This is a genomic window from Candidatus Schmidhempelia bombi str. Bimp (genome assembly GCF_000471645.3).
In the GTDB taxonomy this organism is placed as follows: Bacteria; Pseudomonadota; Gammaproteobacteria; order Enterobacterales; family Orbaceae; genus Utexia; species Utexia bombi.
The window spans coordinates 1-20,615 of the sequence record NZ_AWGA01000024.1 but is presented as its reverse complement, the minus strand read 5'-3'; the positions used below and the strand labels follow the sequence as shown (position 1 = coordinate 20,615).

The window sequence follows — 20,615 nt, the reverse complement described above, 5'->3', positions numbered from 1 at the left end:
ATTATTTCTCCATTAGGTTGTCTGCTAGCGTACCAATAGCAATTGCAAAAAAGTAAGATCGATTCCAATGCATTAAGGTTTTAAAATTGTGATAAACAATATATCCGCTGGTGTAATTTTGCTCATCAGGTAAGATAATCCATGCTTGATTACTGTTTGTTGGTTTCGCTTTTTTATCATCGAAACTAACACCCAATGCCTGCCATTCAGAAATAGTTCTCGCTTTATTATTATCTAATCCAATCAGCGACCGATCGAACTGTTCTGGTAACTTAACTTTATTACCCCAATATCCATTAGATTCCCATCCAACCATAACTAAATAATTAGCAATTGATGAAATAACATCATTAGGATTATTCCAGATATCAATAATACCATCACCATCACCATCTTTACCAAAGTTGAGCAACGATGATGGCATAAATTGACAATGACCCATCGCGCCAGCCCAAGAACCTTTAAATTTATCTTTGGTAATATAACCTTTTTGTAACACGTTTAATGCTGCAATCAATTCTCGACTAAAAAAAGCTTCTCGTCGTCCCTCAAAAGCCAGTGTCGCTAAAGCAGAAATAACATCTTCTTTTCCTTGGTAAACCCCATAACCACTTTCCACTCCCCATAAAGCGACAATATATTCTAAGGGCACCCCTGTTACTTGCTGTGTATGTAGTAGAGGTTTAAAGTATTGATTTTTCTTCTGTTTAGCCAACTTTATTCGATTGTCAGACACAATACGGGTCAAATATTGTGACAAGGTGATTTTTTTTTCAGGTTGATTCTTATCCGCTGTGACCACATGATTCAGGAAATAGATATGATTAAATCCTATTTCGATAATTTTGTCACTAATACCATTTAGTCGAGCAAACTGTTTCAATGCTTCCGTATAGGCTGGAAAATTTTCTGGCGTACGAGGCAAATCAAAAATTGGTACTTTCGGACTTTTTGGTTCCGCTTGTACGGAAATACCTATAATATTATCTGAGTTATTTTTATCGCTACAACTTAATATCACCATCACGAATAACAGGAGTGACAATAATCTAAATAACGTTTTATTCATAATAAGTCGCCTATTTTATCTGAAAATCACTATCATTTAACATCTGTAAGAAATAACCATTTTCACTGATTGTCTTACGAATTTCGGCGGGCGACGCTGCCATCATTTTTCTTTCATCATTTAACCATAGCCGCATCACAAAGATCGGGGCCCCGAACACTTTCATTAATGCTTCAGGCACGACTGAAAAATCATTTTGTTTATCAATATATAAATAACTATCTGATTTTTTTTGACTACGATAAATAAAACACCACATATATGACTTGTTTCCCTTGCCTATAAAGAGCGCTAATTATAACATAGGGTTTATATTTTGAATAATGACTAAAAGATAGTAATCATGCAAACAGAATCTGTTATCGAATTTAAAGGTAGTTCATTTACGTTGCCTGTTATATATCTTAATAGCACTGAACCTAAAGCAATACAATCAGCATTACAAGCTAAAATTCAGCAAGCACCTAATCTACTAACTAAAGCGGCAGTAGTCATTAATGTTTCTTTACTGGATGATAATTTTGATATTATGGCTATTAGTAAAGCCGTTCGTTTAACGGGGATAAATATTATTGGGTTTAGTGGTTGTAACACTATTAAGAAAAAGAGGCTAACTAATACAGGCTTTACCATTCTCAATGAAGGTAAAATACCACCTCGGCTTGCGACTAAGCTGAAACCAGCTTGGCAACCACCACTTTACTTAACGACACCTCTTCGCTCTGGGCAACAAGTGTATGCTAAAGATCGTGACTTAGTTGTGTATAATTTAGTCAATACAGGTGCTGAAATTATTGCTGATGGAAACATCTATATTTTTAATAGCTTACGAGGGAAGGCGATTGCGGGTGCCAGCGGCAGACAAGATGCGAAAATTTTCTGTACGCATATTGAAGCAGAATTAGTCTCCATCGCCGGTAATTATTGGATTAGCGAGCAAATTCCATTAAAATTTTATAAAAACGCAGTTATCATAAGCTTATCTGACAACAAATTACAATTTGAAGAATTAACAAAAGTTATAAATTATAAATGAGGGATATATGACAAAAATTATCGTCGTGACGTCTGGTAAAGGTGGGGTCGGTAAAACCACGACAAGTGCATCCATCGCAACAGGGCTTGCCCAAAATGGGAAAAAAACAGTCGTTATTGATTTTGATGTAGGCTTACGTAATCTAGATTTAGTCATGGGATGTGAACGCAGAGTCGTGTACGATTTTGTTAATGTTATTCAAGGTGAAACCACATTAAATCAAGCATTAATAAAAGATAAACGCACTGATAATTTATATATCTTGCCAACATCACAAACTCGAGATAAAGATGTATTAACTATTGAAGCAGTAGAAAACGTATTTAATGAATTAAAAGCGATGGCGTTTGATTTTATTATTTGCGATTCACCGGCTGGAATAGAAACAGGGGCCTTAATGGCACTCTATTTTGCGGATGAAGCAGTGATTGTTACCAATCCTGAAGTCTCGTCAGTACGTGACTCGGATCGGATTATTGGTATCCTTAGTTCAAAATCTAAACGTGCTATTGAAGGTTTAGAACCGATTAAAGAACATCTACTTATTGCACGTTACAATCCTAAAAGAGTGAATATCGGTGATATGTTAAGTGTCGAAGATATTATTGAGTTATTACGTATTCCTTTACTTGGTATCATTCCAGAAAGTCAAGCAGTATTAAAGGCCTCAAATCAGGGTGAGCCAGTGATACTTGACAAACAGTCTGATGCGGGACAAGCTTATAGTGATGCGGTTTCACGTCTCCTTGGCGAGCAGAAACCTTATCGTTTTATTAATGAAGAAAAGAAAGGAATTTTCAAACGGATATTTGGAGGCTAATATATGGCATTGCTAGATGTATTCCTATCTCCTAAGAAGAGTACAGCGAATATAGCAAAAGAACGTTTACAAATTATTGTTGCTGAGCGACGTCGTTATGATAGTGAACCAAGTTACCTACCAGAACTACGTCGTGATTTATTAAATGTAATTAGCAAATATATCAAGGTAGATCCATCAACGATGTCGTTACAATTTGAACAAAAAAGTGACGACATTACGGTACTGGAACTTAATGTAACCTTACCGGATGATGAAATAGAATATAAACCATAATAAAAAAGCGATTATAATAGATCGCTTTTCTATATTTAACTTTAGGGTATTAACTAAATCAATGTGTCACCATAAAACGACGGTTCGAGGTGACAAGTTGTAAGAATGTTGCTAAATCTAATTTTTGCTGTTTAAACGCATGATTATCTACATCATAGATCTTATAGTGTCCAAAAGCATCAATCACCACCGTTTTATCTATGTATAAGGCAGCTAAATGAGTTTCATTACCTGCGATTAACCAGTTACGCATTGCTGGCAATGCAAATAAATTAGCACCCTGCGAATATCGTTCTGCTGGCGTTGTGACATGCAATAGATTTTGCATGAGCGTGCGGGTTATATCCGTATGAGAAGTTCCTTGCGCAATGACTGCTGCTGGTTTCTGCGGCCAAGCTATAACTAAAGGAACATGTAACAATTCACGTCCAAAATCATTTTTAGCGTGTCCTACACTTACTTTACCATTGACGGATTCAATACCTTGCGCCGCTGTGATCACAATCACGGTACTATCTGCTATCTCCTTCTCTTCAAGGTAATTAATTACTCGCGATAACTGTTTGTCAAAACGTTGCAATGCATGTTGATAATTTTGTACGGTTAAGGGCTTAGTTGAATCTAATTTATAATCTTTATCAAACAGTTGATAATTAATCAATGAAAACCAAGGGGTATTAACAGGAGCTTGTTCTAAATTATTTAGCCATTGTCGCCAATGATCCGTAGTTTCTTTATTGGTATAAGATTCTGTTGTTGGTAGACTAAAATTAGACAATAAACTATTACGATAAAATGGTAAATTAAACCCATCCGAGGAAAAAAGTCCAAGGCTATATTGCTGCTTAGTGATGGTATCTAATAATACCGATGACTCATGACTAGCCATAATACTATTATAATAATTTGAATCAATACCATAGAAAAGAGAAAATAACCCTAAATAAGAGACATTACTTGCACTATAATGGTGAGTAAATAACTGGTTGCTCGCGGCAAAATTGCTTAAAAATGGCGTATTATCACTGGATAATGAAGCCGCAGCCATATTATCAATGGTAATAATCAATAAATTATATGGTGATTTGTCTTTATTAAATTCAATTTTTGCTAGCGGATATTCAATCGGCATGGCAAATGGATTTCCTTGATTTATATCACGATAATTAGCCTCTTCTGATGAAATAAATCCATACTTAGCTAAAAAATGACGGGCAGTCATAGGATAAGAGAGAGGCAAACTTGTGCGCTGCATGGTAATTGGGCGATAAAAATTAGCATCCGCCCAAATATGAATAAAATGCGATGAAAAAAAGCTAGCAATTAAAACCGTAACAACTGGCTTAGTATAGCGGCGCCGTTTAGTTAAACTACGTAATTTTTTCCAAATTAAAAACGAAGAAAATATTTCGACCAAAAAAATTAATGGCACAAAGATAAATAGCTTCTGCCATTCGCGAGATAAAATATTATCCTTACCCGCGGTCACAATCTCCCAAATCGTCAGATTTAAATGCATCCTAAATCGGGAAAAAATCTCAATATCAATTAATAATAATGTAATACCAATCGTCGCAATAAAAGTTGCAATCAGTCGCGTATAACGCGCAGAACGAATAACAAAGCTTAAAGGAAATAATAAAACGACATAAAACGCAAAACACAAGAAACTGAATTGACCTATACTACTTATAATGGCATAAAACCGCCCCCAAAAAGTGGCTGGCCAATCAGCAATAAACACATAGCGACTACCTAAAATAGTGACGATGACGATATTAAAAAGGGTAAACCAGTGCCCCCAACTAATAATTTGAGAGGTATCGTCGCGGTGTTTATGATAACTTTTAATATTGAGTTGCATATTATTTTGACTATTTCACTTATATTGGTTATAACCGTAATCTAAATTACCTAAAACAATAAACTATCGCTATTGATTTTATCGCCATTAAAAAATCGCCTGATGACGTTTATTTGATTAAATTAAATAATTTAGTAGCTAACATAGTGTAACTGATTACGACGAATTTTTCTGTAAAATTTTGATCAGTTGTCATAATAAATCCTGTATAATTAGCCAAATTATTCACTTAGATTAAAGAAAATACTTTGACAATTCATCAATTATCTTCGCAACAAATTCAACCTCATATAGAAAATGCAGAGACGATCTTTAATGCTGCTCAACCGGTTTCGAATCTATTATCATTACAGCCGCGTTTAGCTTCAGCTTTGGCGCGTTTTTGTCCACAAAATCGTCAGCATTTTGATCCCCGCTTTATGTTAATTAAGTCATCTGAAAGCCATTTATTATTTTCACTGTATCATCAAGCGGTAAAAAGGGTGTTGCCTAGTGATAATGATTTAGTTGGATATACTTATCATATAAACAACAATAAAATAATTTTGCGTAAATCACAAAACCGCCAAGAAAATTTTGGTACCAATGACAACTGTTTATATGCACAATGGTTTGATAGTGAAATGTTATTTGGCTGTGTACGACACCCTGAGGGCGAAGAGATCAAACTTCAAACTGGTTTAGTACATAACGCTAATGGTGGCATACTTATTTTAGGTTTACGTACGTTATTAAATAAACCCGAGTTATGGTTTAAACTAAAAAGTATGGTAATAAAAGGGGAATTTAATTGGTTATCTGGCGATGATAATACACCTTTACCCTATAATGTTCCTTCTCTACCATTAGATTTGCGAATTATGTTAATTGGTGATCGGTTAAGCCTTTCTGATCTACAAGAGTTTGATCCTGAATTTTATCAATCATCACTTTATGCCGAATTTGAAAATGAATTACTTTGGAAATCTGATCACGAATTAGCTACTTGGGCAGGGTACCTTAAATTTATACAACAATCTCAACAATTACCTGAACTGACCTCATCTGCCTATTTTCCTATACTAAAAGCGGCAGTGCGTCACACTGAAGATCAGCAATATTTACCTCTTTCACCTGATTGGATTTACGGCTTATTAACTAATGCGGCACAATTGGCAGTCGATAAAATCGATCAGCACTGTATTGAACAAGCATTACAACAAAAACAGTGGCGTGAAAGTTATTTAATCGATCGTTTTAAACATGAAATTTTTTCTAATATGATAACGATTGATACGCAAGGCGAAATCATAGGTCAAATCAACGGATTATCGGTGATCGAATATCCTGGTTATCCGCATGCCATTGGTCAACCCGCTCGCTTAAGTGGTTTAGTACACTTTGGTGATGGTGAATTTATTGATATTGAAAGAAAAAGCGAACTAGCTGGAAATCTACATTCAAAAGGCATGATGATTATGCAAGCCTTTATTACTGCTGAATTTGCCCTTTATAATCAATTACCTTTTTCTGTCTCTTTAGTTTTTGAGCAATCCTATAATGAAATTGATGGCGATAGCGCCTCACTGGCTGGATTATGTGTGTTGATTAGCGCTTTGGCGATGCAACCTATTGATCAACAAGTTGCCGTAACCGGATCAGTGGATCAATTTGGTCATGTACAAGCTATTGGTGGTGTGAATGAAAAAATTGAAAGTTTCTTTGCCGTTTGTCAACATCGAGGATTAACGGGTCAGCAAGGTGTGATTATTCCATCGGCAAATCAAAGCCATCTTTGCTTAAATGATGACATTGTTATGGCGGTAACCAACAAGCAATTTCATATCTGGACAGTGGAACATGTCGCAGAAGCATTATATTTATTGACAGGAATACCTTATAAAGATAATAATCACGCGCTTAATTTGTATCATATGGTACAAAGTCGTATTCAACAAGCCTTGTTGCAAGATAAACGACCAACATCTAATCATTGGCTAACGCGTCTATTTAAAAGATAAGCTAGCGATAAGGCTTTATTAAATAAAAAAGGCGTATCATACGCCTTTTTTATAAAAAATAGCTTACTAATACAGTAATGAATAGAGTTTACGACGATATGTATTGGCTAATGGATTATTGGTACCAATAGCAGAGAGCATATCTAATAACACCTTCTTCACCTGCCCGTCACCCACATTTAAATCGAGCATTAAAGGAGCAAATAACATTGCTAATGCTTCTTCATTACGCCCAACTTGATGTAACTGTGACGCTAACTGAATCATTAAATCCGTATTCTGTGGCTGTTGTGTAAGTTGCTCTTGTAGTTGCTGAATCTCAGGCGAATTTGCCGCCTGTTCTAACAATTCAATTTGTGCAACTAATCCATGATATTCTGAATTTTGATCTTGAATTGGAATAGAACTTAATAGCTGCTGCGCATCATCTAATTGCTTAAGTTCAATATAACTATGAGCTAATAATAAGCTAATATCTGAGCGATGCTTACCTGTTGGGGTTAATAAATGTTGCCACGCTTGTTTTAATAAAGGCAATGCTTGATTGTAATCACCTTCATTGACTAATCGTTTAGCTTCATTTAATTTTTGTTCATCTTCATTTGGCAATACAGGTTCAAGTAATTGTTTGATCGCCGCTTCAGATTGGGGACCTTGTAAACCATCAATCGGTTGGCCATTTTGGAATAAATATATGGTCGGTATGGCACGTAAACCAAATTGCCCAGCTAACATTGGTTGTTCATCACAATTGACTTTCGCTAAAATAAATTGTCCTGCAAATTGATTAGCCAATTTAGTTAACGTTGCTGTCAATTCTTGACACTGTGGACTACGCTCAGACCAAAAGTAAAAAAGTATTGGTAACGGATTAGATGGGGCTAATACGTCTTGTATATTCTGTTCAGTTATATCCATAATTGATGAATTTTGCATAATCTATCCTATGTTTAAGCGAATTAGCTATTATTTCATAATAGGTATTATTATCTCAATTTTAAATGTGGCAACTGATTAAAATTTAATTGAATATTACTTATTTTTTAAGATTAAATCCATAAGCTTATCTGGAAGTAGACGCTTAAGGAAGGCTGATACCTTGGTTACCAAAGTAATTCTATAGCGAATCTTAGGCGATGGGCTCTCTAATGCATGATATAAACAAGGTAAAATCGCCTCAGGTGGTAAAGCAAAACGTTTGGCAATCGGCGGATTTTCGACCTTTTGGTGCTGTTCGGTCTGATTGACATTACGAGTAAATGCTGTATTGATAGGACCGGGCTCAATTAAACATACCTTTATCCCTGTGCTACGTAATTCTAAACGCAAAGCATCAGACCATGCTTCTAATGCATATTTACTAGCGGCATAAGCACCACGTCCTGGAGTAGAAATAAATCCCATAATGGAGCTAGTTTGAATAATACGGCCACAACCATGGGGTAGCATAACAGGCAATAAGAGTTGTGTTAATTGATGTACCCCAAATACGTTAGTCGAAAATTGTGATTCTAATTGAGCTCGGCTAATACTCATTAACGAACCATATACACCAAATCCAGCATTATTAAACAAAGCAAATAATGTTCCATTACATAATGATAGTACCTGTTTTGCCGCCTGCTCAATTGAATTTGCATCATCCAAATCAATTAAAACCGTATCAAAACCAAGTTGCACCAACCGCTCATAGTCCGCTGGTTTTCGGCACCCAGCAATAACCCGATAGCCTCTATCACGCAGCCCTTTTGCAGCAACCAACCCAATGCCACTTGAACAGCCCGTAATAAATATCGTTTTTATTTTGCTATTCACATGCTACCTCTTTGCCATTTATCCCCTAATTTAACCATGCTCAATGGTAACATATCAAAGATAGGAAGTTAAAAGTTAATTAATCAGAACTCTTTATTGTTATTCTAGCAACGGTTATTATAAGCACTGTCATTTTGAAACTTAAAGGTAAAATATGAAAATTGCTATTATTGCCGCAATGGAAGAAGAAGTCCAAATCCTACGTAGTAAAATTATTAATTGTCAAACCGATAACCACTATGATTTTGAATTTTATTCAGGCCAATTAGGGGGTCAAGATGTTATCTTACTTAAATCAGGCATTGGTAAAGTGGCAGCTGCAACCGGTGCCACATTATTATTAAGTAAATATCACGTTGATATGGTAATTAATACGGGTTCTGCGGGTGGTTTACATAGTAATCTAAACATTGGGGATATATTAGTATCCAGTAATGTTGCTTATCATGATGCAAATTTAACACCTTTTGGCTATAAAATGGGACAAATGGCTGGATGTCCTGTTACCTTCCCAGCAGATAAACAGCTTCAGCAATTAGCGTTAGAAAGTATTAAACATCATCAGCTTAATGCGGTAACTGGATTAATTTGTAGCGGTGACGCATTTATTAATGGTGACAAACTCCTTAATGAAATTCGCCATAACTTCCCTGATGCTATAGCGGTTGAAATGGAAGCTGCGGCGATCGGTCATGTTTGTTGGTTGTTTGGTCTGCCTTTTGTTGTTGTTCGTGCGGTGTCCGATGTCGCTGATAAGAAATCAGCCATGAGTTTCGAAGAGTTTTTACCTATCGCAGCCAAACAATCTTCGCTAGTTGTAGAAACGATGCTAGAACATTTTAATTGATGGCATAAGTAAAAATGAGTTATCTATTTTGGCTTGATATTTTAGGTACAGCGGTTTTTGCTATCTCTGGCGTATTACTCGCCGTTCGTACCCAAATGGATCCCATCGGTGCGTTGGTACTAGGTGTCATTACCGCCATTGGTGGTGGTACTATACGTGATATCATACTAAATAATGGCCCTATTTTTTGGATCGCCGACTCAACAGATTTGGTTATAGCACTGGTTTTTTCCTGTTTATCCATTCTATTTATCCGTTTTACCTCATTTAATTATCCACGATACTCATTGTCAATTTTAGACGCCATCGGGCTTGCTGTGTTTGTGGGTATTGGTGTTAATAAAACCTTGAACAGTGATGCAAATGAACTGATTGCTGTCTGTATGGGCGTATTAACGGGCGTTGGTGGCGGAATTATTCGCGATGTATTAGCGCGTGAAATCCCAATGGTATTTCGCGTTGATATCTATGCAACAGCCTGTATTATCGGCGGTATGTGCCACGTAATAAGCCATAAAATTTTATTGTTTAATTTAGAAATCGCAACGCTATTGGGTATTGTAGTGACATTATCAATTCGCTTAATGGCCATATTTTTGCATTTGAAGTTACCTATCGTCAGTGCTAAAAAATCGGTTCCCATAAAGCAACCTAAAACAGATTAATGCTGTTTTAGGTTATTTAATGTCATTATTATTTTTGTTTAGTCTGAGTTTACAATGCGACGCGTTTAAGCAATGCATTCTCAATACGACATATTTCATCTGCCATTTTTAAATGACAACCAACCTTAGGCTTACGTCTAAAGATGATAAAAACCATATAGCAACGATTCAATAATAATCATATTGCTTAATCGTCACTTAACTCACGAATTGATTGCGCCGAAGATATATCTAGAAAATGTTTTAAGTTTAATTACTATGTCTGTCAAGCTACCACTATTTCTTTCGCTTTTCAGTTTTACCAAGATAATAATACTAAAAATAGTTAACTTATTATTAGTCAGGTAAATGATAACACGTTAAAATAACGCCTTATTTTACCTATAATTATTTTTTAGCAAAAAAGAGATTTTCATGAAAACGTATATTCCTGGCAAAGATGCTGCCCTTGAGGATTCGATCAATTATTTTCAACAACAACTTGAGCACTATAATTTAGAAATAAAAGAAGCATCGTGGCTCAATCCTGTTCCGAATGTCTGGTCTGTTCATATTCAAAATAAAGCCTGTCCATCTTGTTTTACTAATGGTAAAGGGGCGACCCAAAAAGCCGCCTTAGCCTCGGCGCTTGGTGAATATTTTGAACGCTTATCAACCAATTATTTTTTCTCTGATTTTTATCTTGGTAAGCATGCTGCACAAGGTGAGTTCGTTCATTATCCCAATGAAAAATGGTTTGCTATTGATAGTGAAGATCATCTACCTAATGGTTTGCTAAATGAACAATTATTAGATTTCTATGATCCTGATCGCGAATTAACAGGTTCTAATTTAGTTGATTTACAATCAAGTAATACTCAGCGCGGTGTTTGTGCTTTGCCATTTATCCAACAATCAACTCAACAAACTGTTTATGTCCCTGTTAACTTGATTGCTAATCTTTATGCCTCGAACGGTATGGCTGCGGGTAACTCCAAATATGAAGCACGTGTTCAAGGATTATCCGAAATCTTTGAGCGTTATGTTAAAAATAAAATTATTGCTGAGGCGATTAGTCTACCTGAAATCCCACAAACGGTATTACAACGTTATCCCAGCGTGCAAGAATCTATTACCACGCTTGAGCAACAAGGTTTTCCTATCTTCTGTTATGACGCTTCATTAGGTGGGGTTTATCCTGTCATTTGTGTAGTGTTATTTAATCCCGTTAACGGCACTTGCTTTGCGTCATTTGGTGCACACCCGCGTTTTGAAGTTGCATTAGAACGCACCGTGACCGAACTATTACAAGGTCGAAGCCTTAACGATTTAGATGTTTTTTCACCACCAAGTTTTGATAACGATGATGTTGCAGACTTAACTAATTTAGAAACGCATTTTATTGATTCGAGTGGTCTGATTTCATGGGATTTATTTAACCGTAATGCTGACTACGCCTTTGTTGATTGGGACTTCAGTGGCACCACTGAGCAAGAATACACCAATTTAATGCAAATATTGGCTAATCAACAGATAGAAACGTTAATCATGGATTATCAACATCTTGGCGTCTATGTATGCCGTATTATCGCGGTAGGTATGTCAGAAATTTATCCACCCGAAGATTTACTTATTGCAAATAATAATATGGCTATTGATTGGCGTGAGACTATTTTAAATTTACCGAATTCTTCATTAACACAACAGCAATATCTAGAGTTAATTGAAAAATTAGATGAAGAAGACCTAGATGATTTTGCCAGAGTTAGAGAGTTACTCGGATTAGCAACAGGTATGGATAATGCGTGGTATACCTTACGTATTGGTGAATTAAAAGCCATGTTAGCCTTAGCGGGTGGGGATTTAGAACAAGCATTATCTTGGATTGAATGGACGATTGAGTTCAACGCCTCTATTTTTAGTCCTGAACGAATGCATGCTTATCGTTGTTTACAGACCTTAGTTAATTTTGCCTTAACCAGAGATCTTGATCAATTTATTGATTACCAATCAGCATTCAATAAGATGTACGGGAAAGAATATGTCGATACATTATGGCAAATTACCTTAGGTGAACGCCGGTTTTATGACTTATTTGCCATTGATGAGGATTTAACTGCCCTACCTGCACATCAATCGCTATTAAAGGTCTATCATAAATTACATGCAAGTTTAGAAAACGCTTAATCTTTGCGGCAAAGTAGGTGTGATAAATACTCTACTTTGCCTACTTTATTTTAAGCTTAGCCACTATATTCAATATCACCCCTTATCTTTTGATAATTCATTCCGTTAAAAAAATAAAATTAAATATCGTGCTATTAAGTCGTACGTTATGAACTTTTTGTGCTACATTCAATCGGAGGTCATTTACTATAACTTATTATGTTATATACATAATTTGTTGGATTACTCTATTTAAAATGGCAACATTTTGTAAAATTAATTATTTTTTTACAAAAAAAGATGATCTAGTTCAAATTTTGAGTATACTAATAACCCTATAATATTTATGTTTTTTCGAGAGTGTTAGTTTGAATACTGATAAATTTGTAGATGCGTTATCGCCAGCTCAAATGACTAAAGTTGCAGAAGACTTAGCCATTTACAAAGTAGGCAAGCGTCCACTATCAACTATCTTTTCAGCTATTACCGCTGGTGTTTTTATTTCAATTGCCTTTGTTTTCTATATCACTGTAACAACAGGAACAGCCAATGTCGCCTATGGATTAGGAAAACTGGTTGGTGGAATCTGTTTTTCTTTAGGTTTAATGTTAGTTGTTGCCTGTGGTGCTGATCTATTTACGTCAACCATATTAACGGCGATCCCTAAAGCCACCAAGAAAATTACTTGGTTACAGATGTTAAGAAATTGGTTATTCGTTTATATTGGTAATTTTATCGGCGCAATGTTATTTATTGCGTTGATGTGGTTCTCTGGACAATATCTGGTCGCTAATGGTCAATGGGGATTAAATGTGTTAAATACCGCAGATCATAAAGTGCATCATACATTTATTGAAGCGGTTTGTTTAGGTATTTTAGCCAATTTAATGGTCTGTTTAGCCGCTTGGTTAAGTTATGCTGGACGTAGCCTATTAGATAAAATGCTGGTTATGATTTTACCCGTAGCAATGTTTGTTGCTAGTGGTTTTGAACATAGTATTGCCAATATGTTTATGATACCGATGGGAATTATTATCCATCAGTTTGCCACACCTGAATTTTGGGGAATGATCGGTCTCCCAGCAGACACTTTTAACTCCCTTACTGTTTCACATTTTATTTTCAACAATCTTATTCCTGTCACAATTGGTAATATTATTGGAGGACTCATCGTTGGTATGACCTATTGGGGACTATACCTACGTAAGAGCCATTGATTTCTAGGAATCTACTGTTATATAGAAATATAGATGTAGATGACTAAAAATATCATAAATCTGAGGTAACAAATATGAGTAATCTAAACGAACAACAAGCATTAGCTTGGAAAGGCTTTAAAGATGGCGATTGGCAGCAAAATGTCAATGTGCGTGACTTCATTCAAAAAAACTATGCTCCATATGAAGGCGATGAGTCTTTTTTAGCTGGTGCAACTGAAGCGACCACAAAATTATGGGATAAAGTCATGGAAGGCATTAAAATTGAAAATGCTACCCATGCGCCTGTTGATTTTGATACAAGTGTTATTTCAACTATTACTGCTCATGATGCGGGTTATATTGAAAAAGATTTAGAAAAAATTGTTGGTTTACAAACTGAAAAACCATTAAAAAGAGCGATTATCCCTTTTGGTGGTATCAAAATGATCGAGAATTCATGCAAAGCTTATAGCCGTGAACTTGATCCTTTAGTTAAAAAAATCTTTACCGATTATCGTAAAACTCATAACCAAGGTGTATTTGATATCTACACACCAGATATCCTTCGTTGCCGTAAATCAGGTGTCATCACAGGTTTACCTGATGCTTATGGTCGTGGTCGTATCATTGGTGACTACCGTCGTGTTGCCCTTTATGGTATCGATTACTTAATGAAAGATAAATTTGCCCAATTCAACTCTTTACAAGAAGATTTTGAAAATGGTGTTGATTTACAGATGACAATGCAACGTCGTGAAGAAATTGCAGAACAACATCGTGCTTTAGGACAAATTAAAGAAATGGCAGCTAAATATGGCTTTGACATTTCAGGTCCAGCAACAACAGCACAAGAAGCGGTACAGTGGACTTACTTTGGTTATTTAGCAGCAGTAAAATCACAAAATGGTGCGGCGATGTCTTTAGGTCGTACTTCAACATTCTTTGATATTTATTTCGAACGTGATATCAAAGCAGGTGTGATTACTGAAACTGAAGCACAAGAAATTGTTGACCACTTCGTCATGAAATTACGTATGGTTCGTTTCTTACGTACCCCAGAATATGATGAATTATTCTCTGGTGACCCAATTTGGGCAACCGAATCCTTAGCAGGTATGGGTGTAGATGGACGTACGTTAGTCACTAAAACGACGTTCCGTTTCTTAAATACACTTTATACAATGGGACCTTCTCCAGAACCAAATATGACAATTCTTTGGTCTGAAAAATTACCAACTGCATTTAAAGAGTATGCGGCTAAAGTATCTATCGATACCTCATCATTACAGTACGAAAATGATGACTTAATGCGCCCTGACTTCAACAATGACGATTATGCTATCGCATGTTGTGTAAGCCCGATGATTGTAGGTAAACAAATGCAATTCTTTGGTGCACGTGCTAACCTAGCAAAAACATTATTGTATGCAATCAATGGTGGTGTAGACGAAAAACTGAAAATGCAAGTAGGTCCAAAAACAGCACCGATTATGGATGAGTACTTAGATTTTGATACCGTCTTTACTCGTTTAGATCAGTTCATGGATTGGTTAGCAAAACAATATGTTACTGCATTAAATGCTATCCACTATATGCATGACAAATATAGCTATGAAGCGTCATTAATGGCATTACATGATCGCGATATTATCCGTACTATGGCATGTGGTATCGCTGGTCTTTCAGTTGCAGCTGACTCACTTTCTGCCATTAAATATGCAAAAGTGAAAACGATTCGTGATGAAGATGGCTTAGCGGTTGATTTTGAAATCGAAGGCGATTATCCACAATTCGGTAACAATGATGCGCGTGTTGATGACATTGCTGTTGATTTGGTTGAACGTTTTATGAAGAAAATTCAAAAACTTAAAACTTATCGCAATGCAATCCCAACTCAATCTGTGTTAACCATTACCTCAAACGTAGTCTATGGTAAGAAAACAGGTAACACCCCAGATGGTCGTCGTGCTGGTGCACCATTTGGACCAGGCGCAAACCCAATGCATGGTCGTGACCAAAAAGGAGCGGTAGCGTCATTGACATCTGTTGCTAAACTACCATTTGCTTATGCTAAAGACGGTATTTCTTATACTTTCTCTATCGTACCAAATGCGCTAGGTAAAGATGATAATGTCCGTAAAGCTAACCTTGCAGGTCTAATGGACGGTTATTTCCATCATGAAGCGACAGTTGAAGGTGGTCAGCACCTTAATGTTAACGTATTAAATCGTGAAACATTATTAGATGCAATGGAAAATCCTGAAAAGTATCCACAATTAACTATTCGTGTTTCTGGTTATGCCGTACGTTTTAACTCTTTAACTAAAGAGCAACAAAAAGACGTCATTACTCGGACGTTTACTCAATCAATGTAATAACTGTTGATTGATAAAAATAGCGCCGCTTGGCGCTATTTTTTTATTTAAATGAATGGTGATTGATGTTGATGATCTGTCGCAAAATCATAAACGACAATAAAATGGCTATTGATGCTCCAAACAGAGATTTGATTTAAACTGACCCATCATTTTTTACCTGATATCTCTCTATTAAAATGTAAAAATGATTTGCTTCTATCGCTTTTAAATGATCACTGTTTTTAATAAAAATTTTTTCATTTAGAATGATAATGCTATCAAATAATACATTTAACAATTATTAGAATAACGTTATGATTAACATTAGGTTTTTAATTATATTGATGAGGTTAAATATGCCTATTTAATCAATCATTGGATGAAAAAAATCCTTAATTAAGATAGAATAGTATGGCAAACTTACATTGGAGCAACAGTTAATGTCAGCACAAGAAGCAGTCAAAGGACGTATCCACTCATTTGAATCTTTTGGTACCGTTGATGGTCCTGGAATTCGATTTATTGTTTTCTTTCAAGGGTGTATGATGCGTTGTCTATATTGCCATAACCGCGACACGTGGGATCTAAAAGGTGGCACTGAGGTCACGGTCGATGATTTAATGAAAGAACTCGTAACTTACAAACATTTTATTATGCCTACGGGCGGCGTGACGGCCTCTGGTGGTGAAGCAATTTTGCAAGCGCCTTTTATCAAACAATGGTTTAGAGAATGTCATAATCAGGGGATTCATACTTGTTTAGATACCAATGGCTATGTACGCGTTTACAATCAAGATATCCATGATTTAATCGATACCACTGATTTGGTGATGCTAGATATTAAGCAGATGAATGATGAAATACACCAAAAATTAGTCGGAGTATCCAATTCTCGTGTATTAGAATTTGCACACTATCTACAACAACGTAATCAACGTACTTGGATCCGTTATGTTGTGGTACCTGGATGGAGTGATGATGATGATTCGGTGCACCGCTTAGGTCGTTTCCTTAAAGATATGAACAATGTAGAGAAAGTAGAGTTACTTCCTTATCATAAATTAGGCGAGCATAAATGGGTCACAATGGGCGAAAAATATGAATTAGTGGGCGTAGAGCCTCCATCAAAAGAAACGATTGAGCATATTAAAGCGATCCTCACCAATTACGGTTTAGTCGTCACGTCTTAATAAGCAAAATGGCACCGATTATCAATACCTAAAAACAATCATATTGTGCTAGGTATTGATCTCAATATAAGTTTATCCTATCAATTTAAATCGATTTGAATTAATCAATTTTAGACGTAATCTCTGCGATATATTTTCTTCGACGAATGCTACGTATAACATGAACAACACCTTCTAGAATTAATAAGCAAACGGCACCCCAAATCATGACATAAGTCAATATATGCTCTGCTAATAATTTTTCGTGTAGAAGCAAAAGAGAGACCAATACCAATAACACTGGTTCAATATAACCAAGTAAACCAAATAAACCTAATGGTAAACATTTCGCAGAAGTAAAATAGGCGGCAAAGGCTAATGCGGTAATCATCCCTAGCATAGGAATGGCAAGCGGATGATAAAAGAATTGGGTTGAAATTTCGGTAGGCGTATATCGACAACACATATAAATGGCACAGCCAATGGCCATACAAAAAAAATCACTAAACGTTCCTTCAATCCCATCTAAACGCATTTCACGTCTAAATATGAGATAGATCGGATATCCCACTGCCACAACGATCGTTTCCCATGAAAATGCACCATTCATAAATATTTCATAGATAACACCGATAATAGCTAATGTAATGGCTATCTTTTGATAAATACTAAACTTTTCTTTATAAACAAAGCGACCGGCAATAACCATTGCTAATGGCAAGATAAAATAGCCTAATGATGTCGATAAAGCCTTACCATTTAAAGGTGCCCAAATAAATATTAACATTTGCACCGATAACATCGCCGCGCTAAATAAGATGGCAAGAATAAAAAGTGGCTGTTTTTTAATTCGTTTTAGTAAATTACCCATCGCATCCCAACGCTTTTCTGCTGTAATTAAAATAACAATAGCAGGGAAAGACATCAATAGACGCCAACAAAAAATACTCATTAAATCAAGTGGCTTTAATAATACAGGGAAATAGTAAACAAGACCAAATAGACAAGAAGCTGAAATTGAAAGTAAGATTCCTTTAAACATATATACCACACGAAGGAATGATAAATAAGGACCCTATTAGTTAGTTTATTTGATAATATTTTCTCATTCAGCTTACTTACTGATAGTAGCCAAAAATAATGAAACTAATATGCCGTCGAATTATTGCTATTATAACCTGACCTTAGAGCGCTAAGATAATAAAATATTAAGCGAAATAGTAAATATATTGGGAATAAATAATAAAAAACCGGATCACATCAGGGCTCCGGTTTTCTTATAGATATAATAATTATTTAGCCAATATATTCAAGGCCGCCCATATAAGGGATAAGCACCGTTGGCACTTTAATCCGACCATCGGCTTGTTGGTAGTTTTCTAATAGCGCAACTAATGTACGCCCCACCGCTAAGCCAGAACCATTTAAGGTGTGAACTAAATTAATTTTCTTATCTTGACGTTGGCGATAACGGGCTTGCATACGGCGCGCTTGGAAATCCCACATATTTGAACATGAGGAAATTTCGCGATATGTATTTTGTGCTGGAATCCAGACTTCTAAATCATAGGTTTTACACGAACCAAAGCCCATATCACCAGTACATAACACTACTTTACGATAAGGCAATTCAAGTAATTGTAAGACTTTTTCCGCTTGCCCTGTTAATTCTTCTAACGCATTCATTGAATCTTCAGGTTTAACAATTTGCACTAATTCAACTTTATCAAACTGATGCATACGAATTAAACCACGCGTGTCACGTCCATAAGATCCGGCTTCAGAACGGAAGCAAGGGGTATGCGCGGTCATTTTGATTGGCAAACATTCTTCATCTAAAATTTCATCGCGTACTAAGTTAGTGACGGGAACTTCTGCCGTTGGAATCAATGCATAACTGCTCTCTGCTTGCTCAGTTAACGGTTTAGTATGGAACAGATCTTCACCAAATTTAGGAAGTTGTCCAGTACCAAATAAAGTGATTTGATTGACTAAGTATGGTACATACGTTTCTACATAACCATGTTCATTAGTATGTAAATCAAGCATAAATTGTGCTAAAGCACGATGCAATTTAGCCATTTGGCCTTTCATTACCACAAAACGCGCACCAGTCAATTTTACGCCGGCCGCAAAATCTAAACCGCTCAGCTTCTCACCTAATTCAACATGATCTTTGACTGGAAAATCAAATTGACGAGGTGTTCCCCAGCGAAGAACTTCAACATTATCATTTTCATCGTTACCATCAGGTACTGAGTCGTGTGGAATATTTGGGATATTCGCCGCTATCTGATGAATTTGCCCTAATAACTGCTCTAATTCTGCCTTCGCCTCATTTAACTTTTCACCTAATTTATTCACTTCTTCGCGTAATGGCGTAATATCTTCACCGCGCGCTTTAGCGGCGCCAATCTCTTTCGAGCGAGAATTACGCTCTGCTTGTAAATTTTCGGTTTCAACTTGTAATACTTTTCGTTTTTCTTCTAATGAACGAAGTGTATCTACATCAAGTTTGTAACCACGGCGTGCCAATTGTGCCGCCACAGTATCTAGCTCATTACGTAATAAATTAGGATCTAACATACTTTATGCCCGTATTAGTTAATTAAAATAAAGATAAGAAATATTATACATTATCCATGTCTGACGTAAATTAAATCATCGTTTTAACACATTTGTTGCTTATTATGCGTGCCAATAAAGAATAAATGGCGTAACTAATCCCATATGAATAAAAATCATCGAAGGTATTTCTATTCTTATTTTAGCTAAAATGGCTCACTTTATCGAAGATATTCGAGCAGATCGCTCTCTTTTTTATCTGCACCAATACCCACCTTAAACTAACTATTAACGTAGTTCCTATTAATCACTTGCTGTTCACTGTGCCAATTAATATTTATTAAAATATAATTATAGTATTATGATTTTTTATTACGTTGTTGTGCACTTTGCGCATCTAACTGTTTTAGCCAAGCTAATTTTTCACGATACTGTTTTTCTGCGCCACGCGAGGTTGGCTGATAATAGCTTTTATCACCTAATTCTGGTGGAAAGTAATTTTCGCCTGCGGCATAAGCATTAGGCTCATTATGAGCGTAACGGTATTGTGAGCCATAGCCTAACGCTTTCATTAATGTCGTTGGCGCATTTCGTAAATGTTCAGGTACATCATAATCAGGTAATTGCTTAGCATCTTGCAAAGCTTGATTAAAAGCGAGATAGACAGCATTACTTTTGGGCGCCAAGGCTAAATAAACAATCGCTTGAGCAATCGCGCGCTCCCCTTCAGCTGGCCCAACACGCGTAAAGCAGTCCCAAGCAGCCAGCGCCACTTGCATCGCGCGCGG

Annotated in this window: 18 protein-coding genes; 10 read left to right on the top strand and 8 right to left on the bottom strand. The window is 36.2% G+C overall.

Features of this window, described 5'->3' with window-relative positions; genetic code table 11:
- Position 1: 1 nt before the first annotated feature.
- Complete coding sequence (locus tag O970_RS02490; RefSeq protein WP_024495605.1) at positions 2-1,069, bottom strand: lytic murein transglycosylase; 1,068 nt, start codon at positions 1,067-1,069, stop codon at positions 2-4.
- 10 nt (positions 1,070-1,079) lie between these two features.
- Entirely contained in the window at positions 1,080-1,328 is a 249-nt protein-coding gene (locus O970_RS02485; protein ID WP_024495604.1) for a YcgL domain-containing protein, read from the bottom strand.
- 84 nt (positions 1,329-1,412) lie between these two features.
- Here O970_RS02485 and minC point away from each other — a divergent pair, with 84 nt between their 5' ends.
- From minC to minE, 3 genes are read left to right on the top strand one after another with little or no spacing between them, the layout of a single operon-like run.
- Positions 1,413-2,105, top strand: coding sequence for a septum site-determining protein MinC (gene minC, locus O970_RS02480; RefSeq protein WP_024495603.1), 693 nt, complete (start codon positions 1,413-1,415; stop codon positions 2,103-2,105).
- A 7-nt stretch (positions 2,106-2,112) separates the two neighbouring features.
- Complete coding sequence (gene minD, locus O970_RS02475) at positions 2,113-2,925, top strand: septum site-determining protein MinD (protein ID WP_024495602.1); 813 nt, start codon at positions 2,113-2,115, stop codon at positions 2,923-2,925.
- Positions 2,926-2,928: 3 nt separating this feature from the next.
- Complete coding sequence (gene minE / locus O970_RS02470) at positions 2,929-3,201, top strand: cell division topological specificity factor MinE (RefSeq protein ID WP_024495601.1); 273 nt, start codon at positions 2,929-2,931, stop codon at positions 3,199-3,201.
- 58 nt (positions 3,202-3,259) lie between these two features.
- Here the strand turns inward: minE and O970_RS02465 are convergent, their stop codons facing one another.
- Positions 3,260-5,065 carry a DUF3413 domain-containing protein gene (locus O970_RS02465; RefSeq protein ID WP_036562416.1) on the bottom strand — a complete coding sequence of 602 codons (1,806 nt, stop codon included), beginning with the start codon at positions 5,063-5,065 and terminating at the stop codon, positions 3,260-3,262.
- A 248-nt stretch (positions 5,066-5,313) separates the two neighbouring features.
- On the opposite strand from O970_RS02465, the gene O970_RS02460 reads away from it, so the two are divergent.
- Entirely contained in the window at positions 5,314-7,065 is a 1,752-nt protein-coding gene (locus O970_RS02460) for an AAA family ATPase (RefSeq protein ID WP_024495599.1), read from the top strand.
- Between the two features lie 66 nt (positions 7,066-7,131).
- Here the strand turns inward: O970_RS02460 and O970_RS02455 are convergent, their stop codons facing one another.
- Positions 7,132-8,001: a co-chaperone YbbN gene (locus O970_RS02455; protein ID WP_024495598.1), complete on the bottom strand. Its 870-nt coding sequence runs from the start codon at positions 7,999-8,001 to the stop codon at positions 7,132-7,134.
- A 96-nt stretch (positions 8,002-8,097) separates the two neighbouring features.
- Positions 8,098-8,880 (bottom strand): SDR family oxidoreductase, encoded by a 783-nt coding sequence (locus O970_RS02450; protein ID WP_024495597.1) that lies wholly within the window; start codon positions 8,878-8,880, stop codon positions 8,098-8,100.
- A gap of 154 nt (positions 8,881-9,034) precedes the next feature.
- On the opposite strand from O970_RS02450, the gene mtnN reads away from it, so the two are divergent.
- From mtnN to pflA, 6 genes are all read left to right on the top strand, one after another.
- The gene (gene mtnN / locus O970_RS02445; RefSeq protein ID WP_024495596.1) at positions 9,035-9,727 is read left to right on the top strand and encodes a 5'-methylthioadenosine/S-adenosylhomocysteine nucleosidase; all 693 of its coding nucleotides are present in this window, start codon (positions 9,035-9,037) and stop codon (positions 9,725-9,727) included.
- A gap of 14 nt (positions 9,728-9,741) precedes the next feature.
- Positions 9,742-10,392 (top strand): TRIC cation channel family protein, encoded by a 651-nt coding sequence (locus O970_RS02440; protein WP_024495595.1) that lies wholly within the window; start codon positions 9,742-9,744, stop codon positions 10,390-10,392.
- A gap of 414 nt (positions 10,393-10,806) precedes the next feature.
- Entirely contained in the window at positions 10,807-12,558 is a 1,752-nt protein-coding gene (ycaO, locus tag O970_RS02435; protein WP_036562414.1) for a 30S ribosomal protein S12 methylthiotransferase accessory factor YcaO, read from the top strand.
- 347 nt (positions 12,559-12,905) lie between these two features.
- Positions 12,906-13,754, top strand: coding sequence for a formate transporter FocA (focA, locus tag O970_RS02430; RefSeq protein WP_024495593.1), 849 nt, complete (start codon positions 12,906-12,908; stop codon positions 13,752-13,754).
- A 74-nt stretch (positions 13,755-13,828) separates the two neighbouring features.
- Complete coding sequence (pflB, locus tag O970_RS02425) at positions 13,829-16,111, top strand: formate C-acetyltransferase (RefSeq protein ID WP_024495592.1); 2,283 nt, start codon at positions 13,829-13,831, stop codon at positions 16,109-16,111.
- A gap of 422 nt (positions 16,112-16,533) precedes the next feature.
- Positions 16,534-17,283 carry a pyruvate formate lyase 1-activating protein gene (gene pflA / locus O970_RS02420; RefSeq protein ID WP_024495591.1) on the top strand — a complete coding sequence of 250 codons (750 nt, stop codon included), beginning with the start codon at positions 16,534-16,536 and terminating at the stop codon, positions 17,281-17,283.
- Between the two features lie 100 nt (positions 17,284-17,383).
- On the opposite strand, the gene rarD is transcribed toward pflA, so the two are convergent.
- The 3 genes from rarD to O970_RS02405 all read right to left on the bottom strand — a co-directional run.
- Positions 17,384-18,304 carry an EamA family transporter RarD gene (gene rarD, locus O970_RS02415; protein ID WP_024495590.1) on the bottom strand — a complete coding sequence of 307 codons (921 nt, stop codon included), beginning with the start codon at positions 18,302-18,304 and terminating at the stop codon, positions 17,384-17,386.
- A 254-nt stretch (positions 18,305-18,558) separates the two neighbouring features.
- Positions 18,559-19,848, bottom strand: coding sequence for a serine--tRNA ligase (gene serS / locus O970_RS02410; RefSeq protein WP_024495589.1), 1,290 nt, complete (start codon positions 19,846-19,848; stop codon positions 18,559-18,561).
- Between the two features lie 338 nt (positions 19,849-20,186).
- Positions 20,187-20,615: AAA family ATPase (locus tag O970_RS02405; RefSeq protein ID WP_036562411.1), on the bottom strand; the 429-nt coding region annotated here is incomplete at its 5' end.

Bases quoted from the DNA above. Each gene is read 5' to 3' on its own strand.
- pflB (WP_024495592.1), top strand. From the start codon at position 13,829: ATGAGTAATCTAAACGAACAACAAGCATTAGCTTGGAAAGGCTTTAAA.
- O970_RS02485 (WP_024495604.1), bottom strand. From the start codon at position 1,328: ATGTGGTGTTTTATTTATCGTAGTCAAAAAAAATCAGATAGTTATTTA.
- O970_RS02455 (WP_024495598.1), bottom strand. From the start codon at position 8,001: ATGCAAAATTCATCAATTATGGATATAACTGAACAGAATATACAAGAC.
- minE (WP_024495601.1), top strand. From the start codon at position 2,929: ATGGCATTGCTAGATGTATTCCTATCTCCTAAGAAGAGTACAGCGAAT.
- ycaO (WP_036562414.1), top strand. From the start codon at position 10,807: ATGAAAACGTATATTCCTGGCAAAGATGCTGCCCTTGAGGATTCGATC.
- serS (WP_024495589.1), bottom strand. From the start codon at position 19,848: ATGTTAGATCCTAATTTATTACGTAATGAGCTAGATACTGTGGCGGCA.
- minD (WP_024495602.1), top strand. From the start codon at position 2,113: ATGACAAAAATTATCGTCGTGACGTCTGGTAAAGGTGGGGTCGGTAAA.
- minC (WP_024495603.1), top strand. From the start codon at position 1,413: ATGCAAACAGAATCTGTTATCGAATTTAAAGGTAGTTCATTTACGTTG.
- O970_RS02490 (WP_024495605.1), bottom strand. From the start codon at position 1,069: ATGAATAAAACGTTATTTAGATTATTGTCACTCCTGTTATTCGTGATG.
- O970_RS02440 (WP_024495595.1), top strand. From the start codon at position 9,742: ATGAGTTATCTATTTTGGCTTGATATTTTAGGTACAGCGGTTTTTGCT.
- rarD (WP_024495590.1), bottom strand. From the start codon at position 18,304: ATGTTTAAAGGAATCTTACTTTCAATTTCAGCTTCTTGTCTATTTGGT.
- O970_RS02465 (WP_036562416.1), bottom strand. From the start codon at position 5,065: ATGCAACTCAATATTAAAAGTTATCATAAACACCGCGACGATACCTCT.
- mtnN (WP_024495596.1), top strand. From the start codon at position 9,035: ATGAAAATTGCTATTATTGCCGCAATGGAAGAAGAAGTCCAAATCCTA.
- pflA (WP_024495591.1), top strand. From the start codon at position 16,534: ATGTCAGCACAAGAAGCAGTCAAAGGACGTATCCACTCATTTGAATCT.